The sequence below is a fragment of the Streptomyces roseoviridis genome, assembly GCF_039535235.1.
In the GTDB taxonomy this organism is placed as follows: Bacteria; Actinomycetota; Actinomycetes; order Streptomycetales; family Streptomycetaceae; genus Streptomyces; species Streptomyces roseoviridis.
Genome location: NZ_BAAAWU010000001.1, coordinates 252,846 through 271,742, shown reverse-complemented (window position 1 = coordinate 271,742; position 18,897 = coordinate 252,846). Strand labels below are relative to the sequence as shown.

At 74.3% G+C, this 18,897-nt stretch carries 19 protein-coding genes and 1 pseudogene; 6 read left to right on the top strand and 14 right to left on the bottom strand.

Translation table 11 applies throughout. From position 1 onward, the window contains the following. Nucleotides 1–51: 51 nt before the first annotated feature. The 3 genes from ABD954_RS01255 to ABD954_RS01245 form a co-directional block, all read right to left on the bottom strand. A complete protein-coding gene (locus ABD954_RS01255; protein ID WP_345483839.1) occupies nucleotides 52–510 on the bottom strand; it encodes a peroxiredoxin in 459 nt (152 codons plus the stop codon). Nucleotides 511–579: 69 nt separating this feature from the next. Beyond that, a complete protein-coding gene (locus ABD954_RS01250) occupies nucleotides 580–1,143 on the bottom strand; it encodes a PadR family transcriptional regulator (protein ID WP_345483838.1) in 564 nt (187 codons plus the stop codon). 40 nt (nucleotides 1,144–1,183) lie between these two features. Further along, on the bottom strand, nucleotides 1,184–2,362 hold the full coding sequence (locus tag ABD954_RS01245; protein WP_345483837.1) for an FAD-dependent monooxygenase: 1,179 nt from the start codon (nucleotides 2,360–2,362) through the stop codon (nucleotides 1,184–1,186). A 178-nt stretch (nucleotides 2,363–2,540) separates the two neighbouring features. On the opposite strand from ABD954_RS01245, the gene ABD954_RS01240 reads away from it, so the two are divergent. The 3 genes from ABD954_RS01240 to ABD954_RS01230 all read left to right on the top strand — a co-directional run bounded on the left by ABD954_RS01240 (nucleotide 2,541) and on the right by ABD954_RS01230 (nucleotide 4,527). Beyond that, nucleotides 2,541–3,047, top strand: coding sequence for a TetR/AcrR family transcriptional regulator (locus ABD954_RS01240; protein WP_345491871.1), 507 nt, complete (start codon nucleotides 2,541–2,543; stop codon nucleotides 3,045–3,047). 44 nt (nucleotides 3,048–3,091) lie between these two features. Further along, a complete protein-coding gene (locus ABD954_RS01235; RefSeq protein ID WP_345483836.1) occupies nucleotides 3,092–3,838 on the top strand; it encodes an SRPBCC family protein in 747 nt (248 codons plus the stop codon). Between the two features lie 233 nt (nucleotides 3,839–4,071). Next, the gene (locus tag ABD954_RS01230; RefSeq protein WP_345483835.1) at nucleotides 4,072–4,527 is read left to right on the top strand and encodes an MBL fold metallo-hydrolase; all 456 of its coding nucleotides are present in this window, start codon (nucleotides 4,072–4,074) and stop codon (nucleotides 4,525–4,527) included. Nucleotides 4,528–4,593: 66 nt separating this feature from the next. Here the strand turns inward: ABD954_RS01230 and ABD954_RS01225 are convergent, their stop codons facing one another. The 11 genes and pseudogenes from ABD954_RS01225 to ABD954_RS01175 form a co-directional block, all read right to left on the bottom strand. Beyond that, entirely contained in the window at nucleotides 4,594–4,851 is a 258-nt protein-coding gene (locus ABD954_RS01225; protein WP_345483834.1) for a DUF6221 family protein, read from the bottom strand. Nucleotides 4,852–4,884: 33 nt separating this feature from the next. Further along, nucleotides 4,885–5,689, bottom strand: a pseudogene (locus ABD954_RS01220) (IS5 family transposase). A 91-nt stretch (nucleotides 5,690–5,780) separates the two neighbouring features. Then, nucleotides 5,781–7,430 (bottom strand): extracellular catalytic domain type 2 short-chain-length polyhydroxyalkanoate depolymerase, encoded by a 1,650-nt coding sequence (locus ABD954_RS01215; RefSeq protein WP_345483833.1) that lies wholly within the window; start codon nucleotides 7,428–7,430, stop codon nucleotides 5,781–5,783. A 221-nt stretch (nucleotides 7,431–7,651) separates the two neighbouring features. Next, nucleotides 7,652–7,984 carry a cupin domain-containing protein gene (locus tag ABD954_RS01210; protein ID WP_345483832.1) on the bottom strand — a complete coding sequence of 111 codons (333 nt, stop codon included), beginning with the start codon at nucleotides 7,982–7,984 and terminating at the stop codon, nucleotides 7,652–7,654. Between the two features lie 110 nt (nucleotides 7,985–8,094). Further along, nucleotides 8,095–9,300: an oxygenase MpaB family protein gene (locus ABD954_RS01205; protein ID WP_345483831.1), complete on the bottom strand. Its 1,206-nt coding sequence runs from the start codon at nucleotides 9,298–9,300 to the stop codon at nucleotides 8,095–8,097. Between the two features lie 85 nt (nucleotides 9,301–9,385). After that, nucleotides 9,386–10,495: a polyprenyl synthetase family protein gene (locus ABD954_RS01200; RefSeq protein ID WP_345483830.1), complete on the bottom strand. Its 1,110-nt coding sequence runs from the start codon at nucleotides 10,493–10,495 to the stop codon at nucleotides 9,386–9,388. Beyond that, entirely contained in the window at nucleotides 10,488–10,820 is a 333-nt protein-coding gene (locus ABD954_RS01195; RefSeq protein WP_345483829.1) for a polyprenyl synthetase, read from the bottom strand. The genes ABD954_RS01200 and ABD954_RS01195 overlap by 8 nt, the downstream gene beginning before the upstream one ends. Nucleotides 10,821–11,016: 196 nt before the next feature. Then, the gene (locus tag ABD954_RS01190; RefSeq protein ID WP_345483828.1) at nucleotides 11,017–11,229 is read right to left on the bottom strand and encodes a hypothetical protein; all 213 of its coding nucleotides are present in this window, start codon (nucleotides 11,227–11,229) and stop codon (nucleotides 11,017–11,019) included. Nucleotides 11,230–11,802: 573 nt separating this feature from the next. Beyond that, nucleotides 11,803–13,455, bottom strand: coding sequence for an acyl-CoA dehydrogenase family protein (locus ABD954_RS01185; protein ID WP_345483827.1), 1,653 nt, complete (start codon nucleotides 13,453–13,455; stop codon nucleotides 11,803–11,805). Further along, nucleotides 13,439–14,056 (bottom strand): TetR/AcrR family transcriptional regulator, encoded by a 618-nt coding sequence (locus ABD954_RS01180; RefSeq protein ID WP_345483826.1) that lies wholly within the window; start codon nucleotides 14,054–14,056, stop codon nucleotides 13,439–13,441. The genes ABD954_RS01185 and ABD954_RS01180 overlap by 17 nt, the downstream gene beginning before the upstream one ends. A 98-nt stretch (nucleotides 14,057–14,154) precedes the next feature. After that, on the bottom strand, nucleotides 14,155–14,739 hold the full coding sequence (locus ABD954_RS01175; RefSeq protein ID WP_345483825.1) for a TMEM165/GDT1 family protein: 585 nt from the start codon (nucleotides 14,737–14,739) through the stop codon (nucleotides 14,155–14,157). 343 nt (nucleotides 14,740–15,082) lie between these two features. Here ABD954_RS01175 and ABD954_RS01170 point away from each other — a divergent pair, with 343 nt between their 5' ends. The 3 genes from ABD954_RS01170 to ABD954_RS01160 are packed head-to-tail and all read left to right on the top strand — an operon-like array spanning nucleotide 15,083 to nucleotide 18,729. Further along, nucleotides 15,083–15,775 (top strand): TetR/AcrR family transcriptional regulator, encoded by a 693-nt coding sequence (locus ABD954_RS01170; RefSeq protein ID WP_382746086.1) that lies wholly within the window; start codon nucleotides 15,083–15,085, stop codon nucleotides 15,773–15,775. Beyond that, entirely contained in the window at nucleotides 15,772–17,544 is a 1,773-nt protein-coding gene (locus ABD954_RS01165; protein ID WP_345483824.1) for an MFS transporter, read from the top strand. Before ABD954_RS01170 ends, ABD954_RS01165 begins: the two co-directional genes overlap by 4 nt. A 39-nt stretch (nucleotides 17,545–17,583) precedes the next feature. Continuing rightward, nucleotides 17,584–18,729, top strand: a complete 1,146-nt coding sequence (locus tag ABD954_RS01160) for a PP2C family protein-serine/threonine phosphatase (RefSeq protein ID WP_345483823.1) — start codon at nucleotides 17,584–17,586, stop codon at nucleotides 18,727–18,729. Nucleotides 18,730–18,897: the final 168 nt, after the last annotated feature.

The window sequence follows — 18,897 nt, the reverse complement described above, 5'->3', positions numbered from 1 at the left end:
CCGGCGGTGCCCGGTGCGCGGCGGGCCGCAGGTCCACCCGGGCCGGCCGCCTCAGTCCCTGACGCGGGCCCGGAGCGCTGCCAGCGCCTTGTCGGCGTGCGCGCTCATCCGCAGTTCGCTGCGGACGACCTCAAGCACCCTGCGGTCCTCGTCGATGACGAAGGTGACCCGCTTCGTCGGCGCGAGCGAGAACCCCCGCTTCACCCCGAACCGGTCCCGGATCTCCCCCGACGGGTCGGAGAGCAGGGGATAGCCGAGCGCATGACGGTCGGCGAACTCCTGCTGCCGCGCCACCTCGTCCGTGCTGATGCCGACGGGCCGGGCGCCGACCGCGCGGAACTCGCCCGCGAGGTCACGGAAGTGGCAGGCCTCCGCGGTGCAGCCCGGAGTGAGCGCCGCCGGGTAGAAGAAGAGGACGACAGGACCTTCGGCCAGCAGCCCGGAGAGCGAACGGGCCTGCCCCGTCTCGTCCGGAAGGGTGAAGTCCTCGACGATGTCACCGACGTTCATGCGCACGGACGCTACCCCACGGTAGCCACGGGCGTCACCAGCCCTGCGCGCCGGGGGCCGGCGCCGCGCCTACCCCCGGGCGGCCTCCCGCTCGGCGAGAATCGTCAGGGCCCGCTCGCCCCAGCGCACGTTCTCCTCCTCGAAGGCGATGCCGCGCAGCAGCGTCAGATACGGTCCCACCCGGTCGGCCTCGCGCAGGTACACGTCCTCGTCCCGCCCGTCGAGCAGCCGCTCACGCATCCGCCCGTAGCGCGCGAGCTTCGCCCGGGCGTGCTCCATCCGTTCCCGCACATGGGCGCGGACCGCCGCGGTGTCGCCCTCGTCGCAGGCCTGCACCTGCACCATCAGCTCGTCCCGCACCGCCGTCGGCCTCGGCGGATGCGCGGTGTACGCCACGAGGTCCCGCCGGCCCGCCTCGGTGAGGGTGAACATGCGCTTGTTGGGGCGGCGTTCCTGCTGCACCACCCGGGCGGCGATGAGACCGGCCTCGGAGAGCCGCTCCAACTCCCGGTAGAGCTGCTGCGGCGTCGCCGCCCAGAAGTCGGCCACGGACACGTCGAAGAGCTTGGCCAGGTCGTACCCCGACGCCTCTCCCTCCAGGAGAGCCGCCAGGACAGCGTGCTTGAGAGACATCCGGACAAACTAGCAGTCCGTTGAATAGTTTCCTCGGCACCTATTCACCCGTGAAAGACCTGGTGAGAGGCGGGGTCCAGGCGGCGTGACGCAGGATCGCCCGCACCGCCGCACCCGAGGGCGCCAACCGGAGCAGGGTGTTGCGCAGGGGCACGGCGAGCGGATGGCTGAGCTGCTGCCCCATCCGGCCGGCCCGTCGGGCAGCCGCCGCCACGGCCGTGTTGCGCGGGCGCCGCTCGGCGTCGTACCGGGCGAGCGCCGTGTCGACGTCTGCCCTACGGTCGAGCTCCGCGGCCAGGACGACGGCGTCCTCCAGCGCCTGGCAGGCGCCCTGACCGAGATTCGGCGTCATCGCGTGGGCCGCGTCGCCGAGCAGCGCCACACGGCCGGAGACGAAGGACGGCAGCGGAGTCGCCAGTTCGCCGACGTCGTGGTGCAGGACGTCCTCGGCGCGGGTCGCGGCCAGGAGCTCCGGGATCGGGGCGTGCCAGTCGGCGAAGCGACGGCGCAGCACCGCGAGCGGGTCGTCATGACGCACTCCGGCGGGCGCGTTGAGGACGGCGTGCCACTCGGCCCGCCCGTCGGCGAAGGCGATGTGACCGAACTCGGCCCCGCGCCCCCAGGTGAGCTCGAAGTCGGTACGGAGGTCCACCGGCCGGCACGTGATCGCCCGCAGCACGGTGGAGCCGCTGTGCACCGGACCCGGATGGCCGGGGAACAGCGCGGTACGGATCCGGCTGCCGATCCCGTCGGCGGCGACGACCAGGTCCGCCTCCAGGGGCTCGCTCCCCGGACCGAGGTCCACACGGGCGCGTCCCCCGGCGAGCGTCGTGGCGGTCTCGGCCGTCAGGCCCGTACGCAGGGTGCCCGGCCTCGTTGCGGCCCGCAGCAGCCGGTGCAGTTCGGCGCGCGGGATGCCCACGATGGGGGAGCCGAGGGCGCGTTCGAGCACGGCCCCGTCCATCCGGGCGAGCCAGGTGCCGCTCGGCGTGCGGGTGCCTCCGGTGTACTGGCCGCGTCCGGCGGCCCGGACGGCGGCGCCGAGTCCGAGCACGTCGAGCGCGCGGATGCCGTTGGCGGCGAGGGAGATGCCGGCGCCCGCGTCGGCGAGGACGGGGGAGCGGTCGACGACGGTCACCTCCCAGCCGATGCGCTGGAGTCCGACGGCGGCGGCGAGTCCGCCGATGCCCGCGCCGACGACGACTGCGGTGTGGCCCATGGTCCGTGCCCTTCTCGTGAACCGCTTCTACAGGTGTAGAAGACGCCGAGCAGCCTAACCCTCGTCTCTACAGGTGTAGAAAGAGGGGGTGACCTCCTCCGACCGCAGCGCACCCCCCGCCCCCGCCCGGCGCACCCTTCTGGCCGACGCGGCCCTCGGCGTCCTCGCCGACGCGGGCATGCGCGGACTCACCCACCGGGCGGTCGACGCCGCCGCGGGCCTGCCCGCCGGTACGACCTCCGCGTACTTCCGCACCCGCTCGGCCCTGCTCACCGGCCTCGTCCGCCGGCTGGTCGAACTCGACCAGGCCGAGCTCGCGGCGGCGGCCGAGCGGGCCCCGGTGCCGCGCACCGCCGACGACCTCGTGCGGAGCCTCGCCGCCCTCGTCGCCGCCCGGACGGCCGGTGAGGGGCGCCGGCGCAGCCTCGCCCGCTACGCCTGCGTCCTGGAGAGCGTGCGAGACCCCGAACTGCGAGACATCCTGGTGCCGAGGGAGAACCCCGGACGCGACGCCGTCCGGACCTTCCTCGCCGCCCAGGGCGTCGCGGATCCCGAGGCCCGCACGCTGACGCTGCTCGCCTGCGTGGACGGCCTGGTCCTGGACCGGGTCGTCGCCGGAGAGCAGGCGGTGAGCCGGGGGACCGACGAGATCGAGGGCCTCGTGGCGGCGGCCCTCCGCCCGTGAGCACACGGGCGGGCACGCGGACGTCAGCAAGGGAGCAGGCTCCGATGGACAGCAACCCCAGCATGGACAGCAGCGTCGGCACGGGCAGCGACCCGGGCGTGGACGGCGGCGCGGGCAGAGGCACCGGCACCGGCACGAACGGCGGCGTCGGCAGAGGCGACGGCACCGGCACCGGCGCGGACAGCGGCGTCGGCACGGACGGCGGCGCCGGCGGCAGCCCCGTCGGCGGCCGAAACGGCCCCGAGGACGGCGCCCCCACCCGTGGCGGCGACCGCGTCTCGGACCGTGACACCGGCGCGACCGGTGACGGCAGCGGTGCCTTCGTCTACACGGCGTACATCCGCACCACGCCCGACGAGCTGTGGAAGGCGCTGACCGACCCGGTCCTCACCCGCCGCTACTGGGGCGTGGCCTTCCAGACCGACTGGACGACCGGGGCGTCCATGGTCTGGGAGGAGGGCGGACGGACCACCTCCGACCCCGCCCAGGTCGTCCTCGCCGCCCGCCCCGGACGGCTCCTCTCGTACACCTGGCACACCTTCACGCCCGAGTGGGCCCAGGCCGTCGGCATCGGCGAGGACGTGTACGCCCGGCTCGCGCAGGAGGGCCGCTCCAAGGTCACGTACCGGATCGAACCGGCCGGGGACATGGTGAAGCTGACCGTCGTCCACGACGACCTGGACCCCGGCGGCACGATCCGTCGACTCGTCGCCGAGGGCTGGCCGGCGCTGATCTCCAGCCTGAAGTCGCTCCTGGAGACGGGAGAGGAACTCCCCGAGGTCCCCCGCTGACCACGGTCCACCCCCCGGACGCCCTTCCGTGACCCCTTTCGGCTGAAACTGACCCCTGTGATCTGGCTGGAAATCGCCTAATCGGGAGGGCGTGCAAGGCTAGCGTGCGCGCATGACCGCCACCGCCACAGCCACCGTGACCGTCCTGACCGCCGGATACGTCGGACCGCGCACCGCCTCCACCGTCACCCTGCTCCGTGACGGGGACACGGTGGTGGTCGTCGAATCCCGGGATGGTCGCCGACCGCGCCCTGATCCTCGGACCGCTGGCCGACGCGGGCGTGACGCCCGAACAGGTCACGGACGTGGTCTTCAGCCACCACCACCCGGACCACACGCTCAACGCGGCGCTCTTCCCGGCCGCCCGCTACCACGACCACTGGGCGATCTACCAGGACGACCTGTGGACCGACCGCCCGGCCGACGGCTTCGCGCTCTCGCCCTCCATCCGGCTCGCCGCCACACCGGGCCACACGGCCGAGGACATCAGCACCCTCGTGGACACCGCCGAAGGGCTCGTCGTCCTCACCCACCTGTGGTGGTCCGCCGACGGCCCCGCCGAGGACCCGTACGCCACCGACCCCGCGGCCCTGCACGCCTCCCGGCGCGCGATCCTCGGCCTCGCCCCGGTCCTCGTCGTCCCCGGCCACGGCGCCCCCTTCGCACCGACCGCCGCGACCCCGCGCTGACCTCCCGGCACCACGCGCCCCGGGTGCAGCGGCGTCGCCCCGGCTGGGGCCTGTCTCCTTGAATGGCTACGGGCGCCAATTCTGCTGGTAGGCGGGGTGCTCGGCGTATGACTGGCCAAGGACTCGCAGCGCGTGGGCCAGTCCGTCCGCGCGGGAGTCCGAGGGGGCCATGGCTTTGTAGTCGTTCGCCAGTTGCTCGATCAGATCGAGCATGGGGAGGTGGCTGTCGAGAAGTGCCTCGCCGCCCAGGGTGCCGGCCACGTAGGCATAGGCGTGGTTGTCGTCCATGATGCGTGCGACGAGGAACTCCACAAGATCGTCCATGTGGCCATGTTCGCGGGCAGTGTGCGTGGGCAGTCAAGCGGCTGTCCAGATGAGCATGGCGGCGAGGTGGAGTGCGGCCTGGTAGGCGATGGCGAGCTTGTCCGTTCGCATGGCCAGGCCGCGCCACTGCTTGAGTCGGTTGATGTACTGCTCGAGCGAGTTGCGCTGCTTGTACGCTCAGGCGTCGAGAGCCGGTGGGCGACCCCCGTCGCAGCCTCGCCGCAGCCGGTGGCCGACCTGGTCGGACGGCTGGGGGATGACACTGCGGATCCCGTGTCGGCGGAGGTGACTCCGGATCGCACGGGAGGAGTACGCGCGGTCCGCCAGGACGGCATCGGGTCGGGTTCTCGGTCTACCGGGTCCGCTTCGTGGGACACGGATGGCGGCCATGACGGCCTCCAAGGCCGGGGCGTCGCCCGCCTGGCTTGCGGTGCGCGGAGGGCCAGAGGCCGTGCAGGCCGTCCCTGGTGAGGTGAACTTTCGTGCTCAGGCCGCCGCGGGAGCGCCCGAGGGCGTGGTCGTCAGGTTCGGCCCGGTCTGGCGCCCCTGTTTCCCGGCACCGGCAGCGTGCTGGTGAGCCCGGCAGACAGTGGAGTCCACCGAGACGGTCCAGTCGAGGTCGGCATCAGCGTGGGCCGCTGCCAGAACGGCGGCGGGGATGCGTTCCCAGGTGCCGTCCATGGCCCACCTGAATCAGGCGTTTGTGAGCGGTATGAAACGAGCTGAGCTCGTCCGGCAGGTCCCGCCAGGGAAAGCCGGTGCGGTACTTCCACACGATGGCTTCCAGGGTTCGGCGGTGATCGGCCCATCGCCGGCCGCGGACCGGATCGGCCGGCATCAACGGCCCGATCCGGTCCCAGATCACGTCAGTGATCACTAAACGGACGGACGCATCCGATCAACTGACCAACCGACCAAAGAGACACGCTCTACCGGTACTCGACCGTCAGCGTCACCGGAGCGGCCTGGTTGACGAAGAGGTACGCCGTCCCCGCCGGAGCCGACGCGAAGCCCAGGCGCAGCTGTGTCGTACCGCTGCGGTCCAGGGCGGCGAGGCCGGCCGGTGACAGATCGCCGGACACCGTGCCGCCCGACCCGAACGGGCCGAGCTGCGCCACGCCCGCCGCCGTCGCCGGCGCCGCCCAGTCGCCCGCCTCCACCGCGCACCCGCCGAAGCAGCCCGTACGGACGTCCGCGAGCAGCCGGTTGCCCGCGGGCGACGCCCAGGGGTCGCCCGAGCCGCTCGACCGGGTCACCGTCAGATAAGCCCGGGTGACCTCCTTGCCCGCCGGGATCCTCGAGGTGTCGAACGAGAGCAGCGTCCGGTTCACCTTCCCGTCCGACCCCCGGCCGAGCGCGAAGCCGTACGTGTCCTCCAGGGTCCCGACCGCCGCCCCCGAACCGTCGGCCGCCGCCTTCACGTACCCGTCCTGCGCGTCCACGCTCGGCAGCGTCACCGAGCCGCCACCGGCCGGCGGCGGCTCGGTGGTGCCGCGCAGCGCCCGGACCATGCCCATCACGGCCTCGATCTGCTTGCCGCCGTGGTGCGCGTAGGCCGCGTCCCCGAGATATCCCCACCAGTTCCAGCAGCCGTTGGGGTTCTCCAGGGTGGCGGTCGGGGCCGCCTGCGGGTAGAGCACGATCATCGCGTTGGTGTCCGCGTACTCGTTCAGATAGGCGTTCTCGACGAACCGGGTCCCGAAGCCCTGGTAGGCGTAGCCCTGCTTGCAGCCGTGCAGCGCGACCATGAGCGTGCAGGCCGCCCCGTCCGCACAGGACTTCGGCACGTACGCGAAGCCCTCGTTCCCCATCGACAGGGCCGCCGCCGAACCGCCGGGCGCGTAACCGTTCTGGTCGAAGCGGATCAGGGTGCCGGACGGGACCAGGGCGGGCGCCTCGACCGGGCCGAGGAGATGGCCGAGCAGCTCACGCTCGGCGTCCACCCCGCAGTCGTTGATGAACGGCGTCTGCGTCACTGCGCAGGCGTTCGGGCCGAGCGGACTGATCCACGCGTGACCGGCCGCCGTGGTCCGCTGATAGCGGACCCGGGCGCCGAAGCGGCCGTAGTAGTCGGCGAGCGCGGTCGCCACCGGCTGCTTCACGGTCGCGTCGTTCGTCCCGCTGAAGACGTACACGGGATCCCCGGACAGATGGGACACCGGATCCACCATCCCTCGTGCCGACCAGTCCCGGGTCGTCCGCTCCAGCCGGCTCGACTGGAGGTCCTGGAGGGTGTCCATGCACGCGTTGAGCGCGGTGGACAGGCTGTTCTGAGCGCAGTGGTACGGGCCCGAGGCGAAGGCGGCCGATCCGGAGATGGTGCCCGAGTACGCCACGTGCAGCTGCGTCGCCATGTAGCCGCCCGAGGAGATCCCGGCCGTGTACACCGAACTGACGTTGTACGGGGCGAGGGTGCCCGGCACGGGCGCGGGCGCCGCCGCCGCGGCGGGGGACGCGGGCGCGGCGAGGGCCAGGGCGGAGACGGCGGACAGCAGCAGCGCCGCGAGGCGCCCCGGCCGGGGGACGCGCGGTGTCCGGGTGTGTGGTGCTCGGGTGTGTGGTGCTCGTGCAGGTCGCATCAGGACTCCCGTGCGGCTCGTACGGGTGGGGATGCGCCGGAGAGTAGGGGCGGCGCACCCCGCACCCCTATGGGCCGGGAAGCCACAAACGACCGGTCGGAGTATGGCGCGCCACGACCTGGCAGCGCCCGGTCGGACCGGCGGAACGCGGCCGGACCAGCGGAGCGCGGCCGGACCGGAGGGGCGCGGTCGGACCGGAGGGGCGCGGTCGGGAACGGCTCTCAGTCGTTGACGGCGGTCAGCAGCACGACGGCGTCCTCGAGCGCGGTCAGGCCCTGGCGTTCCTTCGGGAGCATCTGGAGCTGCCCCGCCGCCAGTTCCCGCGTCCGCCCCGACGCCGTCAGCTCCACCCGGCCCCGCAGCACCTGGAGGCTCGCGGCCGGCGGGGCGTTGTGCTCGTCCAGTGCCATCCCGCCGATCAGCGCGATCACGCTCTGCCGGAGCACCCCGTCGTGCACGAGCAGATGGGCGCTGCGGCCGTGCGCGTCGGAACGCGCGTTGGCCAGATGCTCGTCGACCAGGGCACCGAGGTCGAAGGGTTCGGGCTGCTGCATCGTCTCTCCCTGCGGGTGGCGGACCGGTACCCCCAGCCTTGCGCGTACCGGCCGCCACGCAACTCGGGACCGCCCGCGGGCGTCGATTCCCGCCGACGTCCACGAGGGCGTCACGTGGCCGCGCCCGGGCGACGGTCCCCGGCCCCGGACCAGGAGGCGTCGACGACAGGCGGGGGCGGGGTCCACCTGCGCTTGGCGGAGACCGCAGAGGACAGGCCGTAGTCCTTCCTGAGGTGTTCCGGGATGGCGTAGTGCATGACCCGGCCCCGGGTGAGGGAGGACAACTCGAACACGGTCGTCAGGTGACCGAGCCGGTCGAGGAGCCACGCGCCGAGCGGGGAGCGGTCCTCGACGGTCTCGAGCACGCCCAGCAGACGCGGCACCGCCTTCACGACCGTGTCCCACGCCGTGCGCGGCACCTCCAGCCAGTCGGCGCACGTGTCGCCCACCAGATGCCGGACGAGGGCCGAGACGATCGGGTCGAACAGGGTGCCCGGCACCACCTCCTCGTAGAGCTCGATGAGCTGCCGGGTCAGCTCCGCCCCCTCCGGCGAGGGCCCCATGTGCCGGATCATGTAGAGGTCGAGGAACCGGCGGGCCTCGTCGAGGTCCTTCGGCACGGCGTCCTGGTCGACGCCGAGCATCGCGCCGACCACCCGCCAGGCGTACAAGTAGGCGTTCGCGCCCTCGGCCGACATGTGGATGCCGAGCCGGTGCAGACTGTCGAGGACCAGCATCGAGAAGAACATCTGCCCGCCGATCATGTCCTCCTGACAGATCGGCACCCCGAGCTCCGCCGTGTCCCACAGGCCCTCGCGCCGCAGATGGTGGCGGATCGAGGCGTGCAGCAGCCGGACCTTCTGCGCGGCCGGGACGAACCGGCCGCCCGCCTCGAAGGCGTCCGGCCGCATCAGGTACACCGTGAACTGCCCGGTCTCCGCCATGCGCTTCGCGGGGTACCGCAGGCCGTGCGTCGCGGACAGCAGGCGCGCCACGTGCGGGACCAGATAGCAGGCGGGCATGGCGGCGAAGGACAGCGCCGTCGTGATGTGCACGTCGTTGTCGGTGAAGAACAGCCGCGCCTTCTCCATCTCGCCCCAGTCCACCCAGCTCGGCGGTGCGGCGGTGGCCTGCAGGTACTCCCGGGCCACCTCCGGCAGCCCGTCCGGCAGGGGCGAGCCGGACGTGGAGACGTAACGCATCAGCGTGTTGAACGTGCCGACCTGGCCGCGTTCGAAGAGGGTGGCGACGGTGGCGTCGGCCAGCTCGTCACCCGCGTGGCGCAGGGCGTCCATCGACGCCTCGATGGGGATCATGCGTGCTTCCTTAGGGCTTCGGCTTCGGGGCTTCAGGGTTCCGGCGCTTCGCCGGCTCGCGCTCCGGGGCGGAGGCGGGGCGGGGTCAGGACAGGCGGGTCGAGGCGGAGTGGGCCAGCGACGTGAGCGCGGCGACGGCCGCGGGCGGCGCGTCGAGCTCGTCCAGGGCGCGCAGCGCCTCCTCGACCCGGGCGGCGATCATGCGTTCCACCCGTTCGGGTGCCTTCAGGCTCCGCATCAGCACGCGGACCTCCTCCGGACCGCCGTCGCCGTGGCCGGCGTCGTGGCCGTCCTCGCCGTGGCCGCGGTCGGCGCGGTCCGCCACCGGCGCCCCCCGGTGCCCCAGCAGGGCCCGCAACCGCTCCCGCTGCGCGGCGTCCGCGGCTCGCCAGGTCTCCGCGAGCAGCGCCGTGGGCCGGTGTCCCCGCAGGTCGTCACCGGTGGCCTTGCCGGTGCGCTCCGGGTCCCCGAACAGACCCAGCAGGTCGTCCCGCAACTGGAAGGCCTCACCGAGCGGCAGGCCGTACGCGGAGTAGCCCTCGCCCAGGCGCGCCGGCGCACCCGCCAGCGCGCCCCCGATCAGCAGTGGCTGCTCCACCGTGTACTTGGCGGTCTTGTAGCGGATCACCTTGAGCGAGGCCGCGGTGTCCGGAGCGGCGCCGGTGTGGAGGATCTCCAGGCACTCGCCCGCGATCAGGTCCCGGGCGAGCGCGGCCCACAGCGGGCGCGCCCGGCCGAGATACGCCGCGGGCAGCCCGCTGGTGACGAACAGCTGCCCGGCCAGGGACATCAGGAGATCGCCGACCAGCATGGCGAGGGACCGCGCGGCGCCCGGCGCCCGCGGATGGCGCGGGACGGCGGCACGCAGCGCCCGGTGTGCGGTGGGCCGCCCGTGCCGCAGGGGGCTGTCGTCGATCAGGTCGTCGTGCACGACCGCCGCCGCGTGCACCAGCTCCATCGAGGCCGCCGCCCGCACCAGCGCGTCGCTGTCCGGCTGGCCGCCGCCGCGCCAGCCCCAGTAGCAGAACGCGGCCCGCAGCCGCTTGCCGTCGGCCACCGCCGACTCCAACTGCTCGGCCACCGGCCCGAGGGACGCGTCGACGGCCGTCAGCTCGTCGGCCTCCCGGGCCACGAAACGGTGCAGCACCTCGTCGACGCGGGCCTTGAAGGCGGCCGCGTCCCAGAGCTCAGTCATCGTCACGGTCCCGGCGGTCGTCGGGGTGCCAAAGGTCGTGCCGGTCCTGGCGTTCGCGCCGGGCCAGCACGTGCCGGGCCAGCACCTCCAGGTGGGCGGGAGGCGGCGCCGTACGGCGGTCCAGGGCCAGCCGTCCGCGGGCGACCAGGTCCCGCTCGGCCTCCTCGACCAGTTGTGCGGTGTCCGAGCGCCGCAACAGCCCCCGCGCCGTGCCGAACGCCGTGCCGAGCGTGCTCACCGCCAGATCCGCGAGGCCGGCGACCAGCAGCACCGCCCGGTCCTGCCCGCTGGGATGCCCGTTCTCTTGATCGTTCCCCGATGTCATGGCAGTCAGCGTGGACAGCCGCGCCCGCCAGCGCGCCGGAAACTCACGAACGAGTGAACCCGCTCCGGCCCGCTGCTCCGGCCGGCCGCTGCGGCCAGCCGTTCCCGTCAGCCGGCCCGGTCAGCCGGTCGTCAGAGCGCCCGTCAGATGGTCGTACCGCCCACGGCACAGCACACCCAGGTTCCCCGAATCCGAATCACCGGGCCACGTGCGCGTGCGGCCGGACGCCACGGACCAGGGTGTCGTCGTCCGCGTGGAAGCGCGGGTTGTGGTGGGTGACCGGACCGCGCCCGCCCTCGACCGGAACCGGGCGCCCGGCCGCGTCCGGGGCCGCGTCCCGGACGCCCGGCATCACGCACAGGCCGCCGAAGCGGTTCACGAGCTCGGACGCGTCGTCGTAGCCGAGCATCGCCCCCGTCTCCACGACCCGGTCGACGCCGCCGCCCCTGCGCAGGGTCAGCGGCCCCGCCGCCCCAGTCGTGCCCGCACGCGTGCGACACCGGGAACGGGCCGCCCGGACAGTCCGCGTCGACCGCCTCGGACGCGAAGTCGGCCCCCCGTGGGTCGGGTACCGGAGGGGCGTCGGTGTCCGCCCGCGACGCGACCGTGCGCGGCCCCGGCCGACCGCTCCTCGCCCAGAGCACCCCGACCACCGCGTGTCCGGCGATGCCGGTGCGGACCTGGTCCGGACCGAGGGAGCGCAGATGACCGGCCACCAGCCCGGCTGTCCGCTCCTCCCCGTGGGACAGTTCGGGGTGCCGGTGTAGATGCCGCCGCCAGGTGACGACCTGGGCGCCGCCTTCTCGGCACGCCGGTCCGGCTCCGCGCGGACCGCCTCGCGGGCCTCCTCGGGGGACCGTTCGCTGCTCAGCGCGGACGGTCCTCCGTCTCGACTGGGGGAAGGGCACGCGCCCTCGGATTGCCACGGAGGGCCCGCCCGCGCGCGGAGCACGGCACCGCGACGTCCACCGCGGGGCCGCGGCTACGCCCCCGGGAACACCGGCGTACCGCGCTCGATGATCGCCGCCGTGTCCAGGCCCGGCGGGAGGGTGCCGAAGGCGATGCCCCAGTCGGCGTCGAGGCGCGAGGCGCAGAAGGCGTCCGCGACCGCCGGGTGGCCGTGCCGCACCAGCAGGGAACCCTGGAGGACCAGGGCCAGCCGCTCGACCAGGCGGCGGGCGCCGTACTGGAGCGCGGCCGGGTCGGCGACGTCGGCGAGGTCCTTGCGGAGACGGACGACGGCCGCGTCGAGACGGCGGTCGGCGCCGGCCGCGCGGTCGACCTCCGCGAAGAACGCCTCCACCGCCTCGGGCTGACGGCCCATCGCCCGCAGCACGTCGAGCGCCGCCACGTTCCCCGAGCCCTCCCAGATGGAGGGCAGCGGGGACTCGCGGTACAGCCGGGGCAGACCCGAGTCCTCGACGTAGCCGTTGCCGCCCAGGCACTCCAGGGCCTCGGCCGCGTGTGCGGGTGCCCGCTTGCACACCCAGTACTTGGTGACCGCGAGGCCCAGCCGGCGCAGCTGCTCCTCCTGCGCGTCGCCGGCCGCGGCCCGGTCCACGGCGCCCGCGAGCCGCAGCGCGGCGACCGTCGCGGCCTCCGCCTCGACCGCCAGGTCCGCGAGCACGTTGGTCATCAGCGGCTGGTCGACCAGACGGGCACCGAAGGCGCTGCGGTGGCGGGCGTGGTGCACGGCCTGCACGAGGCCCTGGCGCATCCCGGACGCGGAGCTGACGGCGCAGTCGAGCCGGGTCATGTTCACCATGCGGATGATGGTGGCGACGCCGCGGCCCTCCTCGCCGACGAGCCGGCCGAGCGCGCCTTCGTACTCGATCTCGCTCGACGCGTTCGAACGGTTGCCCAGCTTGTCCTTCAGCCGCTGGAAGCGGACGGCGTTGCGCGAGCCGTCCGGCAGCACGCGCGGCACGAGGAAGCAGGAGAGTCCCCCGGGGGCCTGGGCGAGGGTGAGGAAGACGTCGGACATCGGGGCCGAGGTGAACCACTTGTGCCCGGTCAGCGCGTACATGCCGGACTCGCCCGTCGGGACCGCGCGGGTGGTGTTGGCGCGGACGTCCGAACCGCCCTGCTTCTCCGTCATCGACATGCCGGCGATGATGCCGCGCTTCTCCGTGGGCACCCGCAGCCCGAAGTCGTAGTACGGGGAGGACAGCAGCGGCTCGTACACGGCGGCCAGCTCCGGCTCGGCGCGCAGGGCGGGCACGGCCGCGTACGTCATCGAGACCGGGCACAGGTGCCCCGGGTCGGCCTGCCCCCACACGAACACCTTGGCGGCGCGGGCCACGTGCGCGCCGGGCCGGGGGTCGGCCCAGGGCGCGCCGTGCAGACCGTGCCGCACGGCGACGTTCATCAGCTCGTGCCAGTACGGGTGGAACTCGACCTCGTCGATCCGGTGGCCGTACCGGTCGTGGGTGTGCAGGACGGGGGAGTGGCGCTCGGCGAGCCGCCCCCACTCCTGGGCCTGATGACCGCCCGCCCGCAGGCCGAGCTCGCGGAGGTCCGTCTCCGCCCAGCCCGCGCCCTCGCGGCGCAGCGCCTCCAGGAGCGCCGGGTCGGCCGAGACGTCGTGACCGGTGAGCGGCGGGACTTGGTTGGTGACCTCATGCGTGGTCGGCATCGGGTACTCCCAGGGCTCGCAGGGTGAAGGTGACCAGGGCGGGGACGGTGCCGGGGCCGACGGCCCCCTCGGCGAGGGGACCGACGAGCGCCTCCGCGCCCGCGCCGACGAGCGCGGAGGCGGTCAGCACGGCGTCCTGGGGGGGCAGTTCGCCGGCGCGCACGCCGGCGTCGATCCGTGCGGCGAAGACGTCGCGGAAGGCGCGCCGGAAGACGAGGCGCTCGGCGTCGACGGCCGGGTCGACCGGCTCGGCGAGCAGGGCGTAGGCGAGCCGGGGTGCCTTCAGGGCCCGGCTCGCGAAGGTCTCGATGACCGCGACCACCCGCTCGGCGGCGGTCCGGTGACAGGACAGTGCCGCGGCCTCGGACACCGCGGCGACCTCGCGCCGGACGACCGTCCGGAACAGCTCGACGGAGAGCTCGGCCTTGCTGGGGAAGTGGCGGTACACGCTCCCGGTGGCGATCCCGGCCCGTGCGGCGACCGCGGCCATGGTGCAGCCGGCGTAGCCGTGCTGGGCGAGCAGACCGAGGCCCGCCTCGACGACGGCGGTGCGCTGTGCGTCGAGCCGTGCCTGGACGGCGGGCGTGCGTCGGTACGGCATGGAAGGAGTGAAGCAGTGATTCAGTCCTTCAGCAAGGGTGCGCCCGGCGGCCGGAAGGGTGGCCGCCGGGCGCGGGCCGGTGAGCGCGGGCGGGTGCGTCAGCCCGTGAAGACCTCGACCAGCGACCAGAGCGCGAGCGCGGCCATGCAGAGGCCGCCGATCCGCTGCACGGTCCTGAGCGGGACGCGCTTCGCGATGAACCGGCCGGCGACGAGGGCGAGCGCCGAGACGGACATCAGGGCGGCGGCGGAGCCGATCGCCGTCGACCAGGTGTCGTTGGTGGCGGCGAGGTTGGCCGTGGTGATCTGGGTCAGGTCGCCCCACTCGCTGATGAACACGGCCATGAAGGCGGTGGAGTAGACGGGCCAGAAGCCGGTCACCGTGGCGCCGCCCGTGTCCTCCTCGTCGTCGTCGCCCCCGCCGCGCAGCAGCATGAAGGCGCCGAAGGCGAACAGGAGCGCCGAGACGAGCTTGACGATCCAGCCGGGGAGGAGGCCGAGCAGGCCGCCCGCGCCGACGGCGATGGCCACGTGGACGACGAACGCCGTCGCGGTGCCGAACCAGACGTACAGTGGACGCATGCGCGTGCCCATGGCGAGGGACGCGAACATCGTCTTGTCCGGAAGTTCGGCGAGGAAGATCAGCCCGAAGGCGGTGACGATCGCCAAGGGGTCGAGATGCATACCGGTGGCTCTCTGCTCTGGACCGGGCCCGGGACCGACACGGCGCCTCGATGGGCGACGGGAGGACCACTCGGCCCGGCATGACGGACCACGCCCACAGGGATGCGGACGTGGCGCTACTGCCTGGCCGAAGGTCTCGCCCGTCCGCGGCCGGTACGGCGGCGGACCCGGTCACCGGGAACCCGGGGGCTCCAGTGTGTCGACGACCGGTTCGCAGGGCTACTCCCCTTCGCTGCGGTCCAGTGTAACGGACGGCGGAGCCCGATCTCGGTAGACAGTGTCTACAAGCGTGGTAGAACGGTGTAGACAGTGTCTACGCACGATCGACCGGACGGACGGATCCATGACGAACGAGCCACGGCCCTCGAAGCCCTCACCCCCTGACACGCCGCATCCGGCTGAGGACCCCCGTCCCTCCGGCCGCGCGCGGCCGGAGGCGGCCACGGACCCGCTTCCCCCGGAGGCCACACTCCGCGACCGGCTCGTCCGGACCGGCGTGGAACTCGTCGACGCCGAGGGCGCCCAGGCCCTCTCGCTGCGCGAGATCGCCCGCCGCGCCGGCGTTTCCCACGGCGCGCCGCGCCGCCACTTCCCCACCCACCTCGACCTGCTCTCCGCCATCGCCCGCGAGGGCTTCCGCGAGCTCGCCGAGCGTTCGGCGGCCGCGGATCGCGAGGGTGAGGAGCCCCGCGCCCGGCTCGAGGCACTGGCCCGCGGCTATCTCGACTTCGCCCGCCTCCGTCCCGGCATGTACGAGCTGATGTTCCGGCACGACCTCCTGGAGAGCGGACGGCTCGGCCTGCGGGACACCAGCCTGCCGCTCTTCGGCCGGCTCGCCGAGCTCGTCGCCCGCGCCCGCCCCGACGTCGCCGACCCCATAACGGCCGCCGGCGCCCTGTGGGCCAACCTGCACGGCATCGCCCAGCTCTGGCGCTGGGGCAGCCTGCGCCTCGCGACCGGTGCGGACGACGTGACACCGCTGCTCACCGCCGCCCTCGACGCCCACCTCGGACCGACGGCGCGGGACCGCCGATGAAGGGCACCACCCTCCGCCGCCCCCTCACCCTCGCCTGCAGCGTCGTCGGGGCCGCCGTCGTCGCCCTCGACGGCACCGTGCTGACCATCGCCCAGCCCGCGCTCCAGCACGACCTCGGCGCGGACACCGGCCAGGTGCAGTGGACCAGCACCGGCTACCTCGTCGCCGTGGCGAGCCTGCTCGTCTTCGGCGGGCGGCTCGGCGACCGGTACGGGCACCGCAGGCTCTTCGCCGTCGGCTGCCTCGCCTTCGCCGCTGCTTCCGCCGGGATCGCCGCGGCCCCCGGCATCGGATGGGTCATCGCCCTCCGCGTGGCCCAGGGCGCGGCCGGCGCCCTCCTCCAGCCCGCCACCCTCGGCATGCTGCGCCACGCCTTTCCCCCCGAACGGCTCGCCATGCCCGTCGCTCTGCGCACCAGCGCCATCGGCCTCGCCGCGGTGGCCGGCCCGCTGATCGGCGGCGTCCTCGTCGACGCGTACGGCTGGCGCGCGGTCTTCCTCATCGGCGTCCCCCCGACGCTCGCCATCGCCCTCCTCTGCCTCGCCGCACCGGCGGCGGGGGAGGAGGGGGAGGAGCGGGAACACGGACCCGCGCCCGTGCGGACGCCCGGGGCACCGCCGGTACCGGGAGCCGTCCCGCCGCCGACGGCGACGGCGGTGTCCGGCCCGGCGAGCCGCCCGGCACCATCCACGGCGACCGCCGTCACGGGCCCGGCGGCGCCCACCTCTCCGACCGCCGTCACCGCGACCGCGACCGCGACCCCGACCCCGACCGCGTCCGAACCCGCCCGCACCAGGCCCGCGATCCCACCGCAGCCGCTCCCGCCGGTCACCGTCACCGAGCCGGCGCACGAAACGGCGCACGGAAGGGTGCACGGAACGGCGCACGGAAGCGTGCACGGAACGGCGCATGACACGGCAGCCGTCGACACCAATGGCGCCGCCGTGATGGGACGCCCCCGCACCCCCGCTCCCGCGCACAGCGGCACCCCCACTCGGCCGGGGGCCGCCGCGGCGCTGGACCTGCCGGGGGCCTGTCTGCTCGGGCTCGCGCTCGCCTGTCTCGTGCAGGGGCTCGCGCACGGGGCGGTCGCCGGGGTCGTGCCCGCGCTGGTCGCCGCCGCGGTCGCCGCGGTGGCGTTCGTCCGGCACGAGAGGCGTGCGGCACGGCCCCTGGTGCCGATGGAGATGCTGCGGCCCGGGCCGGTCGTGGCCGGACTCGGGGCGCTGGTGGCCGCTTCGGCCGCGCTCTCCGGCACCCTGTTCACCGCCACCTACCTGTTCCAGGGCACCCTCGGCCTCGACGCCCTGGCCACCGCACAGCGCATGGTGCCGCTCGCGCTGCTCATCGTGGTCGGAGCGCCGGTCAGCGCCCTGCTCAAGGGGCGGATCGGGGCGCGCCGCACCGCGGCCGGCGGGGCCGCGCTGCTCGCCGCCGGGGTGCTCCTGCTGGCCTGGCCCGCCGTGACCGCCTCCGGCCCGGCCACCGGCGCCTGCGCGGGCCTCGTGGGCGCCGGGTTCGGGGCCGTCATGGTGACGGCGACGTCCGTCGTGGTCCACCGGGCCGCCGAGGAGCACGCGGGGGTGGCCGGCGGACTCCAGCAGACCGCCATGAACACCGGCCCCGTCCTCGGCGTCGCGCTGGCGACCCTGCTCCTGCCGTACGGGACCGCCCTGCCCGCCCTGGCCGCCGTCGCCGCGCTCGCGGTGCCCGCCGCCCTCGGCCTGCCGGGACCGCCGCGGGACACGGACACGCCAGCGCGGCCGTAACGCCCGGGGTCCGGCCCGCCCCGTACGTACGATCACGAAATGCCCACCGGTGGTTCCCGTGTCCCCGCCGCGCCGGGGACCCGCGCCCAGTTCAACCTCGGCCTCGCGCTGCCCTTCCTGGCCCTCGCCCTCGTGGTGGTGGCCGACCTCATCACCGCGGAGGGGCAGCACTTCGACCGGCTCCTCGTCATCGGGCCCGCCCTCGCCGCCATCACCTGGAGCGTCCGCGGCACCCTCGCCGTCGGCCTGCTGGCCCTCGGCCTGCGGCTCCTGCTGGCCGTGGCGCAGGGCGACCCCGCCCAGGACACCGTCGCCGCCGAGCTGGTGCTGGCCGCCGTCACCGCGGCCGCCCTCTGGGTCAGCCAGGTCCGCACCCGCTACGAACGCGACCTGCGCGAGGTCACCGCCGTCGCCGAAGTGGTCCAGCGGGTGCTGCTGCGCCCGCTGGCACCCCGGCTCGGCGGCGTCGAGCTCCACCTGCTGTACGTCTCCGCGGCCGCCAAGGCCCGGATCGGCGGCGACTTCTACGAGGCCGTCCGCGTCCCCGGCGCCGTCCGGGTGATGCTCGGCGACGTCCAGGGCAAGGGCCTCGGCGCGGTCGAGACCGCCGCCGTACTGCTCGGCTCCTACCGCGCCGCCGTCACCGAGGCCCCCGACCTCGCCGCCCTCGCCGACCGCCTCGAAGAGGGCCTGGAACGGTACGGGGCGTGGGACCCCGACTCCGACGCCGCCGAACGCTTCGCCACCGTCCTGCTCCTCGAACTGCCCGACGACCAGGACGTCGTACGGCTCCTCAGCTGCGGCCACCCCGCCCCGCTGCTCCAGCACGACGGGCGGGTGCGCACCGTCCCGCTCACCGACCCCTCGCTGCCGCTCAACCTCGCCGGACTGTGCGCCTCCCGGCACCACGTCGAGGAAGTGCCCTTCCGGCCCGGGGACCGGCTCCTGCTGTTCACCGACGGCGTGAGCGAGACCCGCGACCGGACCGGCACGTTCTACCCCCTGGAGGAGCGGCTGCTCGGCTGGGCCGGAGAACCGGGCGACCGGGTCCTGCCGCTGCTCCACCGCGACCTCGCCGCCTACGGGGTGAAGGGTCTCGACGACGACGTGGCCGCCCTGCTCGTCGTACGACCGCCGGAACCGGCCGCCGCGCGCGAGCCGGCCGCTCCGGCGCCCCTGAGCTAGGCGGCCCGGCCCGCTTCAAACATCCGAAACCGGGCAACCGGTGTCGCTCCCGCCCCGGCCGGGTGTCTCACGCGCCCTTGGTGCGCTCTCTGGTGACCCTGTCCCCCATGGGCCACTCTTGTCGACCGTGCGCCGGCCGTCCGCAATGCGGACGCGGCCCCCGGCGGG